Genomic DNA, 12,842 nt, shown 5'->3' on the forward strand with positions numbered 1-12,842 from the left:
TTGCTTCACACGGCACTCAACCAGTGGAGTGCGGCCCAGAGATTCGTGTGGTTGGTGGTGGTGTCTGTTGCGCCTGCACCAGCAGATCAAACACAATCCGCGCAAAGTTGGCAGCTTTGCTTGGGTCGGCCAGTAGCTGCATCATCTGGTTCTGGTGGGCTTCGCTGCTGTCGAGGATGGCGTCGTCAATGGCTTTGGAGAAGTCACCCAGCAAGGCCTGTTCGGGCGAGTTGTTCTCGATCTGCTTCATCACCTTGATGTTCTCGCCCACCTTGTCGCGGATCGTGTAGGCGTAGTTCACCATGTCTTTGTCGGTGAGCTGGTCGGTCACGAACACCTCATTGAGGCGGTTGATGATCTGCGACAGATACTCTTCTTGTCTGTCCTTTGGCTTGGCCGTACCCAGGCCTTCGCCTGGCTCCAGCTTGTACTCACCCGTATTTTCTTTGAGCAGCAAATCCTGCTGACGAATTTTGGCTACACGGTAATGGCTGAGCATCACGTTGTCTAGGTCGATGTCGTCTTCATTCAGCACCGTTTCGCGCAGCATAGGGCGCAGGTTGCGCGCGTACAGACTGAGCTTTTCCAAGTCGGTATCGTCGTAATCCACGATCTGCGACATGAACTCGTAAAAGCGCACAAACGTGCCCAGGTCTTTCTTGAAGATTTCGAGCGCGTCTTTTTCCTTCTGGCATTCCTTCAGGCTTTTCTCGGCGTTCGCAATCAGCACTGCATCGCCCGTTTTCTGCGTGCGCTCAAACATCTCCTTGGCGATTTTGAAAGCCTCCACCGCCGACTTGTAGCGCAGCTGCCAGCGTTGCACCGCTGGCTTGCAGATATTGGCAATCGCGGCGTTGCTCTTGTTCTTCACATAAAACGCGGCGCAGAACTGTTCCACTTCCTGCCACATAAAAATGCCACCCGCCCGCAGCTTGTCTTGCAGCGCAAAGATCAGGTTGGGGTCGGACACGTCCAGTAGCTCCGCTGTCTGGAAGTAAGGCTGAAAGGCCTCCAGAATCTCATCCGGCTCGTTGAAGAAATCCAGCACAAAGGTGCCCGTCTCGGCCTTGTTCGGGTAAGTGCGGTTCAAGCGCGACAGCGTTTGCACGCACTCCACCCCGGCCAGCTTCTTGTCCACATACATGGCGCACAGCTTGGGCTGGTCAAAGCCGGTCTGGAACTTGTTGGCGACGATCATCACCTGGTAATCGTCCGAATCAAAAGCCTTGCGCATATCGCGGCGCTTGAGGTTCGGGTTCATATTGGTTTCGGTGAACTTTTCACCAACCAAGTCGGCGGCATTCGGGTCTTTGTCGGTGAACACCACCTCACCCGAAAACGCCACCATGGCATGAATCTTCTGGTAGCCCTTCTCTGATATGTACTTGTCAAAACAATGCTTGTAGCGCACCGCCTCCTTGCGCGAGCTGGTCACCACCATGGCCTTGGCCTGCCCGCCCAGCAAGCCCATCACGTTGTGTTTGAAGTGCTCCACAATCACCATCACCTTTTGGGCAATGTTGTGGTCGTGCAGGCGCACCCATTGGTTGAGCTTCACCTTGGCGCGCTTGCTTTCCACTTCCGCGTCGGCAGCCTGCACCTTGAGCGCCAGCTTGTACGCCACCTTGTAGTTGGTGTAGTTCTTGAGCACATCGAGGATGAAGCCCTCCTCAATCGCCTGGCGCATGCTGTACACATGAAACGCCGCTGGCTTATTGGTAACGGACGCCACCTCGTCAGGGCGCGGCACGCGGCCAAACAGCTCCAGCGTCTTGGCCTTGGGCGTGGCGGTAAAGGCAAAGTAGCTCAGGTTGCCTGATGCACGGCGCGAAGCCACTGTGGCAGCGATGATGTCGTCGCTATCAAGTTCTTCACCCTCCTCCCCGGCTTCCTTCATCAGCACCTCTTTGAGCTGCCGCGCCGTCGAGCCGCTTTGCGACGAATGCGCCTCGTCCGCAATGATGGCGTAACAGCGCTCCTTCAGGCTCACGCTGTTTTCAATCGCCTTCAACACATGGGGAAAGGTCTGGATGGTGACGATGATGATGGGCTGGGCCGACTCCAATGCGCCCGCCAGCTTCTCAGACTTGGAGCCGTCGCCTTCCTTGTTGTTGATGCGCCCTACCACGCCATCGGTATGTTCAAACTGGTAGATCGTGTCTTGCAACTGCGCGTCCAGCACGGTGCGGTCGGTCACCACAATGACCGAGTCAAACTGCTTCTTGCCGTCAAGCTTGTACAGCGATGAGAGCTGGTGCGCCACCCAGGCAATCGAGTTCGACTTGCCCGAACCCGCGCTGTGCTGAATCAGGTACTTCTGCCCCGGCCCCTCGCTGCGCGCCGCCGCCAGCAGCTTGCCCACCACGTCCCACTGGTGGTAGCGCGGGAAGATCATGCTTTCCTTCTTGTACTTGCGGCCTTCCCAGTCTTCCTTGTCCTCAATCTGCAAGTGCACAAAGCGGGCCAGGATGTTGAGCAGGTTGTCCGGCAGCAGCACCTCGTTCCACAGGTAATCGGTGGCGTAGCGGTTGATGTCGTCCGGCACATCATTGCCCGCGCCGCCATCGTGCGTGCCTTTGTTGAAGGGCAGAAAGTAAGTGCCCTCCCCCTCCAGCCGCGTGGCCATATGCACCTCATACTGGCTCACCGCAAAGTGCACCAGCGCGCCACGCTTGAAGGTCAGCAGCGGTTCTGGTTTGCGTGCCACCGGGTCCACGGGCAGGCGCGTGGTTTTGTACTGCCGAATAGCGCGGTCCACCGCCTGTTTAAATTCGCTCTTCAGTTCCAGCGTTGCCACCGGCACGCCATTGACGAACAGCACCAGATCAATCCGCCACGCCTTGGCCTTGGTGCCCGTCTCAAGCAGGTGTGCATCCGTGGCCCACGGGCTGTACACCAGCTCCGGCACCACGCGCAGGCGGTTCTTGGCGTAACGCGCCAAGGTGTCTGGGTTCAGGTCATGCTCGGGTTTGAACTGGCACAGCGACAAACGCGCATTGCGGTCGCGCAGCTCGTGGCGCAGCACGCCCAGCGTGCCAAAGGTGCGGGTGTCTTTGTGCGTGGCGTTCGGGTCGGCCTTGCCCAGCTGGGTGGCAACCAGTTGCAAAAACTTCTGCTCCGCATCCTTGGGGTGGTTGGCGCAAAACTTTTGCCACTGCGCGTCTTGCGTCTCTTGCACAAAACCCAGCGCATCCTCGGGGTACAAGGCCAGTTCGCGGTTGTACTTGTCCGGCGATCCGAGCAACCAGCCGTTGGCCAGCAACTGGCGAATGATGTCGTCTTGAAAGATGCGTTCGGTGGCTTGGTCGCTCATGGCTGTGTGCTAAAGAGATTAGGGTGGGTCAGGTGGGTGCTTGCCAGTCGCGCACGTCGATCTTGCCGGTGACGGCAGAAGAGATCAGGGCGGTGCGGCGTTCTTGGAGCAGAGAAATACCCGTCGATGCTTGTTGCTCCAGTGCATCGAATGACTCCATTCGTTTGCGAACGGTGGCGTTGATTTCAAGTTGCTCTTCGTTAGGCGGCACAGGGAAAACACTTGATGACAAATATTCGTGCTCAATGCTTTCAACAGTGGCGCCCTCCTTCGACCATTCCAACAGCAGCGGTGGAATATTCCCGAGGATGAAATTTGCCGCGAACTCAACACTCATTTCTGGGATAAAAGACAACGCCTTCATATCTTGGTTGAGGGTGACCGGAACTGTATTGATTGCGATAGGAATGGTTCTTTGCAATATTCCTGAGCGGACAACAATTAATAAAGCGCCAGCATCTACAAAGTTGGTAGATGAACCCTGTACAGCCGCTTGCGTAATCTTGTCTTGGCTATCGTTAATCCAGAAGCTTTTCATATCCTTGGGAGACACCCATGGAATATTGCCGTCAGTCCAGTAGCTCAGGTTATCTTTGCTTGGTGTGCCGCCGCCACAAAAGGTGCATAGATACTTTAGCGGTTGCAAATCCCAGTGCGCAGGCACTTCGCCTAGCCACTCCACGCCGGATTCTTTCATCGGAGCATTGGGGTTGAGGCCTTTGGTGACGGCATGGCTGATGACAGCTTGGCGCTTTTCCTTGAGCAACTCAATCAGACGCTGCTGCTTCTCGATCAAGGCATCAATCTTCGCCGTTTCGTGGTCGAGGAAAGCGGCAATATTTTTTCTACTTTCGCTGTTTGTAGGAATTGCGAATACGTAATTGCCCAGATTCTCTTGGGTCATGCTTGGCAACGCGGTATTGGTTGCATAGCGTGAGAATTGAATGGTTAGCGCAAGGTAGTACAGAAATTTCGGGTCAACGTCCTCGTTAACTTCCGTGTAATACATCGTATCCACGGTCCAAAATGGCTCATTTATGTAGAGAGGCTTATCGATGGTTCCCTTACGGCCAAGAAGAACAGAGGCCTTGTTGTAAGTGAATTGTGACGCGTATGAGAATTGGCCCCCTGAACCGATTACAGGGTAGCCTTCATCAGCCTCAACCCTTTTGTAATCCTGTCCATTTTTTATTCGTGCCATGAACTTCAGTGGGCACAATTTCCATTCGCTGGGCACTTTGCCGAGCCATTCAACGCCGGAATCCCGGTACCACGGATAAGCCTTATACCGACTCATTCCGCCTCCCCCTGACCCACGTTCGCCAAATAAAACTCATGCAGTTTGGCCTGTAGCAGTTTCTTGTCCGGCCAGTGGGTCTGGCGGCTGCACTTGAATAAGCTGGCCGCATCTGGGTGAATTTGTCTCACCAGTGGTGCGACTTTTGGCAATAGTGTCAGCAGTGGTGACACTAATTGCGGCGCGGAACAAGCCAAGTCGCTCACGAATGCACCTCGCGCAACAACGCCATGATCTCGGCGCTCACGGCATCCAGATCGGCATCAATTTCTTCCAGCGGGCGCGGCGGTTGGTACTGGTAGAAGTGACGGTTAAACGGAATCTCAAAACCGACGATGCCGATCTCGCCATCTTTGGCGTCGCGCTTGCTGGCGTCTATCCACGCATCGGGCACATGGGGCTGCACTTCGGCGATGAAGTAGGCCTCCACGCTTTCGCTGACCGTGCGGCTGGGGTCTAGGGACACGTTTTCAAAATCACGTAGCTCGCCATCGGCTTGGTATTCAATGATGCCTTTGTGAACTTTCTTGATCACCTTTTCGGCGGCGGGGTTCTTCCAGCTCACGGCATCGGCCATCTGCTTTTTTTCTTTGGCGTCCAGCGTGATGCCTGCCTGTTTGCTCGCGGCCTTGATGGCTTCGTCATAACCATTGAAGTCGTCATGCTGGGCACTGCCGATCACGTCTTGCAGGGCGCGGGCTTTGCGCAGCACGGCCTTTTGTGCCAGCCAGGTGTTGGCATCGAGCAGGTCTTTGATCTGCTTTTCCTTGAGGTCGGCAAAGTGGCTTTTGAGATAGGCGCGAATTTCGACGTGGTGCTGGCCTAGCTGGCCGTACTGCGGGCAGCCCGCCTCGTCGCTCCACTGCGCTTGCCCATATTCGCTGTAAATCCACTGCATGGCGCTGCCGAGTGCGCCAGACTCAAAGCGCAGGCTGGCGATGCGCTCATCGCTGAACTGCCACGACAAACGCAGCGGCCGTTCGATGGTGATGCGGCGGTAGCCGAACTCATGCGTGGCAAAAATTTTGCTGGCGAAGGTTTTGATGGCTTCGGGCTTGGGGTTGGCAGCTTGGCGGCCACGGTTGCTTTTGACTTCAGCCGGTTTATCGAGCGCCTGCGCTTCGACCACCTCAAACTTGCCAAAGCAGCGGGTGATGGTGGCGATGTCGGCCTCGTCCATCACATGGCGCTTGCTGCCCAGCGATTTGCGCATCTTGCCGCAGAGGTTGGCACCGTTGATGAGCTGCACCTTGCCTTTGCGCTCGGCAGGCTTTTTGTTCGAGAGCACCCACACATAGGTGGCAATGCCGGTGTTGTAGAACATGTCGGTGGGCAGGGCGACGATGGCTTCGAGCAGATCGCTCTCCAGAATATGGCGGCGAATTTCGGATTCGCCCGAGCCCGCGCCGCCCGTAAAGAGCGGCGAGCCATTGAGGATGATGCCAATGCGTGAGCCACCGTCTTTCACATCGCGAAGCTTGCTGATGAGGTGCAGCAAAAACAGCAGCGAGCCGTCGGACACACGCGGCAGGCCGGGGCCAAAGCGGCCATCGAAGCCTTTGAGGGTGTGCTCGTCGGCAATGTCGCCTTCGATCTTTTTCCAATCCACGCCAAAGGGCGGGTTGGAGAGCATGTAGTCGAAGTTGCTGGCGTAAAGGTGGTCGTTGGAGAGCGTGTTGCCGAGCTTGATGTTGCTCACATCTTGCCCCTTGATGAGCATGTCGGCCTTGCAGATGGCGTAGCTCTCGGGGTTCAGCTCCTGACCAAACGCGCGCATGACAGCTTGGGGGTTCAGCTCGTACACATATTCCATGCCCGCTGACAAAAAGCCGCCGGTGCCTGCCGTGGGGTCGTAAATGGTGCGGATGATGCCGGGCTTGGTGAGGGCTTCGTCGTCCTCCATGAACACCAGCGAGGTGGTGAGGCGCACGATGTCGCGCGGGGTGAAGTGTTCGCCAGCAGTGTCGTTCGAGCTTTCGGCAAACTTGCGGATCAGCTCTTCAAACACCAAGCCCATCTCATAGTTGGAAACGGCCTTGGGGTGCAGGTCCATGGTGCGGACCTTTTGCACCACCTTGTAGAGCAGGTTGGCGTCGCCCAGCAGGCCAATGAATTCGGCGAACTTGAAGTGGTCAAAAATCTCGCGGGCGTCTTTGGAAAAGCACTGTATGTAGCGTTCCAGATTGGCCTTGATGCCCGACTCGCCCAGGGTGCTCAGGTCCATGGGTGAGGTGTTGAAGAAAGACAGCCCGCCTGTGGCGCGCAGAAGCAGCTTTTCCTTGGCCTCTTCAGCAATGGCCATCTTCTCCACCTTAGCCGCTTCCGCCAGCACGGCAGACTTGCTACTTTCCAACACACATTCCAGACGGCGCAGCAGGGCAAAAGGCAGGATGACGCGGCCGTATTGGCTCTGACGGAAATCGCCGCGCAGCAGGTCGGCCAGCGCCCACAGGTCGGCGGCGAGGTTATTGGTTTCTTGGGTCATACATTACGAACGAGGGGTTGGGGTTTCAACCGTATGAGGTCAAGTATTGCATGGGCTTGCGGGTGAATTACCGAACCGTTACCTGTTCGGGCTTTGCAAGGAGTGCTACTCCCAACAGACGCAAGCTGGCAATACCGCTGCTGGACGTTAAAAACAAAAGAGCCCCGCAAACACTAGGTTTGCGGGGCTCTTGAGGGGCATTGTAGGACTACAAAAAACCCAATCTTGGCGGAAACGGAGGGATTCGAACCCTCGATGAGGCTCTACACCCCATACTCCCTTAGCAGGGGAGCACCTTCGGCCACTCGGTCACGTTTCCAGCAGGTGAGTATTATGCCTTAGCTTGGTCCAGGTCGAACGCCTTGTGCAAGGCCCGAACTGCCAATTCCATGTATTTTTCGTCAATCACCACCGAGGTTTTAATTTCGCTGGTGGAGATCATTTGGATGTTGATGCCCTCTTCGCTCAAGGAACGGAACATTTTGCTGGCGATGCCCACGTGGCTGCGCATGCCAATGCCCACGATGGAGACCTTACAAATTTTGGTGTCGCCTTGCACATCCGTGGCGCCCAAAGCGGGCAACACTTTTTCTTTCAACAAGTCGGTGGTGCGGGCGTAGTCGTTGCGGTGCACGGTGAAGCTGAAATCGGTCAAACCACCTTTGCTGATGTTTTGAATGATCATGTCCACTTCAATGTTGGCATCGGCCACAGCACCCAAGATTTGGTAGGCAATGCCTGGCTTGTCGGGCACGCCGACCACAGAAATTTTGGCTTCATCACGGTTGAATGCGATGCCCGATACGATGGCTTGTTCCATTTGTTCGTCTTCCTCAAAGGTGATCAACGTGCCAGATTTGGCCTCTTCGTGGATGTCAATGTCCCACGGGGTGAAGCTGGACAACACGCGCAGCGGCACCTTGTATTTACCCGCAAATTCAACCGAGCGAATTTGCAACACTTTGCTGCCCAAAGAGGCCATTTCCAGCATCTCTTCAAAGCACAAGGTCTGTAAGCGACGTGCTTCGGGCACCACGCGCGGGTCGGTGGTGTAAACGCCGTCAACGTCGGTGTAAATCAAACACTCGTGGGCTTTCATGGCAGCGGCGACGGCCACAGCCGAGGTGTCTGAGCCGCCACGGCCCAAGGTGGTGATGTTGTCGTGCTCGTCTTTGCCTTGAAAGCCGGTGATGATGACCACGCGGCCTGCATCCAAGTCAGCACGCACACGTGCGTCATCGATCGACTCGATGCGCGCCTTGGTGAACGCGCTGTTGGTGCGAATAGGCACTTGCCAACCGGCGTAGCTCACCGAGGGCTGGCCTTCGGCTTGCAGCGCAATGGCCAACAGAGCCGACGAGGCCTGCTCGCCAGTAGAAGCCAGCATGTCGAGTTCGCGGTTGTAGGCCGAGTCGGCTTTGGAGGGAGCCAGCTCTTTGGCCAAACCCAACAAACGGTTGGTTTCTCCGCTCATGGCCGAAGGAACCACCACCATTTGATGGCCAGCACGGGCCCACTTGGCCACGCGTTTGGCGACGTTGCGGATGCGCTCTGTCGAGCCCATCGAGGTGCCGCCGTATTTATGAACAATCAATGCCATGTTGCGTGAAAAGGGTTAAAGATCAAAGCAAAGCTAAAGATTGTAGCAACGCAGCACCACCCCATCGCGCCTGACAAAGCCACGCCCCACCTTGATGTCGATGTGATGTCCTCGGGTAGTGCACGCTTTGAGCTGCGCCAACAGTTCGTGCAATTGCGCTGTGTTGGGGCGTTGTTGCTGAGTGGCCAGCCAGTGACGCAATACATTGCTTTGTCGCGCGACGCTCAAGCCTTGCAAGGCTTTGATGTGGGGTGGGTCGCCCACGGTTTGCAGGTCTTGCTCTGCCACTTCTTGCAAAAGCTCTTGGGCCTGTGCGGCATGGGCCGCACTGCGCGCAAAGGTCTCGCGAAAGGATGGAAAAGCGGCCTCTAGCACGGGCAGCAATTGCGCGCGAATGCGATTGCGGGTGTAACGGATGTCTTGGTTGGTGGGGTCTTCCACCCAGGTTTGACCCAAGTGCTGCAAGGCATTGCGCAAACTCGCGCCCGAGGCTTGCAACCAGGGGCGGTGGTAAGTCACGCCGTCTCGCACCATCACCTTGGGCATGCTGGCCAAGCCAGGCAAACCCGCGCCGCGTGAGAGTGCGAGCAGCAAAGTTTCCACTTGGTCATCGGCATGCTGCGCCAGCACCACATGCTGAACTTGGCCATCCCAATGCTGCTTCACTGCATCACTCAAAGCTCGGTAACGGGCTTGGCGGGCGGCGTCTTCGGGGCTTTCTCCACTCGCGTGTGCAGCGTTGACGCGCTGCACCACCAAAGGCACATCAAACTGCTGGCACAACTCGATGCAGTGGATTTCAAAAGTGTCGGCGGCTTGCTGCAAACCGTGGTGCACATGCACTGCAAACACTTGGCCCGGCCAGCGGGTGGCACAGGCGATCAGCATGGCGGTGGAATCGGCCCCGCCGCTCAAGGCCACGCCTAAGGGCAAGACCTGCTGGAGTGCATCCAGCGACGGAAAATCAGCGGGCGTCGGCTTTGGTGTCGTTGTACCGGCCATAGCTTTGCAGACGTTCGTAGCGCTTGTCCAGCAACTCTTTGACCTTGAGGTCGGTCACCTGACGCCACGCGTCGTTCAAGCCACGCTTGAGCTGTGCGGACATTTGTTTGGGGTCACGGTGTGCGCCACCCACAGGTTCGTTGACGATTTTGTCGATCAGCCCCAGCGCTTTGAGCCGGTGAGCCGTGATGCCCAAGGCTTCGGCAGCATCTTCGGCACGGTCTGCGGTTTTCCACAAAATGGAGGCGCAACCTTCAGGGCTGATGACCGAGTACACCGAGTACTGCAACATCAACACCTGGTCTGCCACGCTGATGGCCAAGGCGCCGCCCGAGCCACCTTCACCAATGATGGTGGTGATGATGGGCACTTCGAGTTGGGCCATTTCAAAAATATTGCGGCCAATGGCCTCGCTCTGGCTGCGCTCTTCGGCGTCAATGCCGGGGTAGGCGCCGGGTGTGTCAACAAAGGTGAACACCGGCAGCTTGAATTTTTCAGCCGTCTTCATGAGGCGCAAAGCCTTGCGGTAGCCCTCGGGGCGGCTCATGCCAAAGTTGCGGGCTGCACGTTCTTTGGTGTCGCGGCCTTTTTGGTGACCCAGCACCATGCAAGCGTTGCCATTGAAGCGCGCCAAACCACCCACAATGCTCAGGTCGTCAGCAAAATGACGGTCACCGTGCATCTCTACAAAGTCGGTGAAGATGTCGTTGATGTAGTCCAACGTGTAAGGACGCTCGGCATGGCGAGCAATCTTGGTGATTTGCCAGGGCGTGAGGTTGCTGTAAATGTCCTTGGTCAGCTGCAAGCTTTTCTTGCTGAGCTGATCAATCTCCTCCGAAATATCGACCGCCGACTCGCTTTGCACATAGCGCAGCTCGTCAATCTTGCCTTCCAGCTCGGCAATCGGTTGTTCAAAATCGAGGAAAGTTTTCTTAGCCAAAATCAATTACTCCTTAGCTGCTCAGTATTCAACCGGCAGCGGATCTAGCGAGCGCCAAATATACCAAGTCGCCACGCTGCAATAGGGGGCCCAGGCGGCAGCTACCTCGCGCACTTCGCTGCGGCTGACGGCCTCCCCTGAAAAATAGTTGTGGCTGATGCCGTTGATCAAGCCCACGTCGTCGAGCGGCAGCACATTGGGCCGCATGAGGTGAAAAATCAAGAACATTTCAGCCGTCCAGCGGCCAATGCCGCGGATGGCCACCAGCTCTTCGATGATGACTTCGTCCTCCATCTCAGCCCATTGGTTCACATGCAACGCACCGCTGTCAAAGTGCAAGGCCAAGTCCACCAAGTATTCAATTTTTCGGGCGGACAAACCTGCCGCACGCATGTCGTCTACCTTGAGTTTGAGCACATTGGCGGGAGAGATTTTGCGAGGCAACAGCGCAAATCGATCCCACACGCTTTGGGCCGCTTTGACGGAAATTTGCTGCCCCACAATACTGCGCGCCAGCGTGATGAAAGCATCGCCGCGCGACTGCAAACAAGCGTCGCCCAATTGAGGGATGAGGCGCTTCATCACCCGGTCTTTTTTGACCAAGTGCTTGCACGCTTCGGCCCAGTAGGCGGGCGTCGCAATGGTGATTTTTTCTTGGCGAGCCATCATCACCCGCGTTCCCAGGTGGTACCCGTGGGCGAGTCTTTCAGCAGCACACCCTGCGCAGCCAGCTCTTGGCGAATTCGGTCAGCTTCGGCAAAGTTTTTGGCGGCTTTGGCCGCAGCACGAATCTTTATTTGCTCATCAATATATTTTTCATTTGATACGACCTGGACTGAATCTGTCACACCGAATGATTCGTTTATTTTCAAGATAAGACTTCTGCCTTTTCCTTGCAAAAACTTTCTAGGGTCTTGCTGCAACAAGCCAAGCACACCAGCCAATGCTTTGAGTAACCCCGACATCACCGTCGACTGCGTGCGATTGACCTCTGTTGCCAAATCGAACAGTACAGCCAAAGCTTCAGGCGTACCAAAATCTTCGTTCATAGCTGCTTTAAACCGTGCAGCATAAGTGTTGGACCAATCAACGACTGCAACTTGAGGGGGTACCGTATCCAGCGTGGTGTAAAGCCGAGTAAGTGCAGAACGTGCATCAACCAAATGTTCATCGCTGTAATTGAGCTGGCTTCGGTAATGACTACGTACGATGAAAAATCGAACGATTTCTGCTCCGGTGTGTATATCCCCATAACTATTGAGCACATCGCGGATGGTGAAGAAATTGCCCAAGCTCTTGGACATTTTTTCGTTGTCCACATTGATGAAACCGTTGTGCATCCACACGCGGGCCATGGGTTTGTCAAACGCGCCTTCGCTTTGGGCGATTTCGTTTTCGTGGTGAGGAAACTGCAAGTCGGCACCACCGCCGTGAATGTCAAAGCTCTCGCCCAACATCTCGCAACTCATGGCCGAGCACTCGATGTGCCAGCCGGGTCGCCCTGCCCCAAACGGACTGGCCCATTTCACTTCATCGGGCTCGCTGGCTTTGGCGGACTTCCACAACACAAAGTCCATCGGGTCGTGCTTGCCGTCGTCCACGGCCACGCGCTCACCGGCTTGCAACTCGTCGAGCGACTTACCCGAAAGCTTGCCGTAACCCGCAAACTTGCGCACGGCGTAATTCACATCCCCGTTGCTCGCACGATAGGCCAAACCTTTGTTTTCGAGCGTGCCAATCATGGCCAACATTTGGGGGACGTAGTCCATCGCGCGGGGTTCAAAACTGGGGCGCTCAATGCCCAGTGCGTCGGCGTCTTGGTGCAAGGCGTCGACCATGCGATCGGTCAGGGCGCGCACGGTCTCGCCGTTCTCGACCGAACGTTTGATGATCTTGTCGTCAATGTCGGTGATGTTGCGCACATAGGTCACGCGGTAGCCACTGGCTTTGAGCCAGCGCTGCACCACGTCAAAAGCCACCATTGAACGGGCATGGCCCAAGTGGCACAAGTCGTACACCGTCATGCCGCACACATACATGCGGACATGTCCAGGTTCGAGCGGCGAAAAAGTCTCCAGCGCACGCGAAAGCGTGTTGTGAATGCGAAGCGTCATGAGTGAATCGTTAAGGACCGCAGATTGGGTCAACAAGGGTGCAAAGGCAAAGGGTGATGAAGACCCGCTGTTTTACAATGGCTCTCAGTAT

Annotated in this window: 8 protein-coding genes and 1 tRNA gene; all 9 read right to left on the reverse strand. The window is 56.2% G+C overall.

Annotated features, from left to right (window positions below; all coding sequences use genetic code 11):
• Positions 1-16: 16 nt before the first annotated feature.
• Positions 17-3,313 (reverse strand): type I restriction endonuclease subunit R, encoded by a 3,297-nt coding sequence (locus B9Z39_RS10930; protein ID WP_108301754.1) that lies wholly within the window; start codon positions 3,311-3,313, stop codon positions 17-19.
• Between the two features lie 28 nt (positions 3,314-3,341).
• Positions 3,342-4,610 (reverse strand): restriction endonuclease subunit S, encoded by a 1,269-nt coding sequence (locus B9Z39_RS10935; RefSeq protein WP_108301755.1) that lies wholly within the window; start codon positions 4,608-4,610, stop codon positions 3,342-3,344.
• Positions 4,611-4,812: 202 nt separating this feature from the next.
• Entirely contained in the window at positions 4,813-7,095 is a 2,283-nt protein-coding gene (locus B9Z39_RS10945) for a class I SAM-dependent DNA methyltransferase (RefSeq protein ID WP_108301757.1), read from the reverse strand.
• A 226-nt stretch (positions 7,096-7,321) separates the two neighbouring features.
• Positions 7,322-7,414 (reverse strand) — tRNA-Ser (locus tag B9Z39_RS10950).
• Positions 7,415-7,426: 12 nt separating this feature from the next.
• Entirely contained in the window at positions 7,427-8,695 is a 1,269-nt protein-coding gene (locus tag B9Z39_RS10955) for an aspartate kinase (protein WP_100143998.1), read from the reverse strand.
• A 33-nt stretch (positions 8,696-8,728) separates the two neighbouring features.
• Complete coding sequence (tilS, locus tag B9Z39_RS10960; RefSeq protein ID WP_108301758.1) at positions 8,729-9,697, reverse strand: tRNA lysidine(34) synthetase TilS; 969 nt, start codon at positions 9,695-9,697, stop codon at positions 8,729-8,731.
• Positions 9,660-10,637, reverse strand: coding sequence for an acetyl-CoA carboxylase carboxyltransferase subunit alpha (locus B9Z39_RS10965; protein ID WP_108301854.1), 978 nt, complete (start codon positions 10,635-10,637; stop codon positions 9,660-9,662). Before B9Z39_RS10965 ends, tilS begins: the two co-directional genes overlap by 38 nt.
• Positions 10,638-10,658: 21 nt before the next feature.
• On the reverse strand, positions 10,659-11,306 hold the full coding sequence (locus tag B9Z39_RS10970) for a DNA-3-methyladenine glycosylase (RefSeq protein WP_108301759.1): 648 nt from the start codon (positions 11,304-11,306) through the stop codon (positions 10,659-10,661).
• The gene (cysS, locus tag B9Z39_RS10975) at positions 11,306-12,751 is read right to left on the reverse strand and encodes a cysteine--tRNA ligase (protein WP_108301760.1); all 1,446 of its coding nucleotides are present in this window, start codon (positions 12,749-12,751) and stop codon (positions 11,306-11,308) included. The genes B9Z39_RS10970 and cysS overlap by 1 nt, the downstream gene beginning before the upstream one ends.
• Positions 12,752-12,842 lie beyond the last annotated feature (91 nt).

Origin of the sequence: Limnohabitans sp. JirII-29 (assembly GCF_003063395.1) — a bacterium.
GTDB lineage: Bacteria > Pseudomonadota > Gammaproteobacteria > Burkholderiales > Burkholderiaceae_C > Limnohabitans.

Bases quoted from the DNA above. Each gene is read 5' to 3' on its own strand.
- B9Z39_RS10930 (WP_108301754.1), bottom strand. From the start codon at position 3,313: ATGAGCGACCAAGCCACCGAACGCATCTTTCAAGACGACATCATTCGC.
- B9Z39_RS10955 (WP_100143998.1), bottom strand. From the start codon at position 8,695: ATGGCATTGATTGTTCATAAATACGGCGGCACCTCGATGGGCTCGACA.
- B9Z39_RS10935 (WP_108301755.1), bottom strand. From the start codon at position 4,610: ATGAGTCGGTATAAGGCTTATCCGTGGTACCGGGATTCCGGCGTTGAA.
- tilS (WP_108301758.1), bottom strand. From the start codon at position 9,697: ATGGCCGGTACAACGACACCAAAGCCGACGCCCGCTGATTTTCCGTCG.
- B9Z39_RS10970 (WP_108301759.1), bottom strand. From the start codon at position 11,306: ATGATGGCTCGCCAAGAAAAAATCACCATTGCGACGCCCGCCTACTGG.
- B9Z39_RS10945 (WP_108301757.1), bottom strand. From the start codon at position 7,095: ATGACCCAAGAAACCAATAACCTCGCCGCCGACCTGTGGGCGCTGGCC.
- cysS (WP_108301760.1), bottom strand. From the start codon at position 12,751: ATGACGCTTCGCATTCACAACACGCTTTCGCGTGCGCTGGAGACTTTT.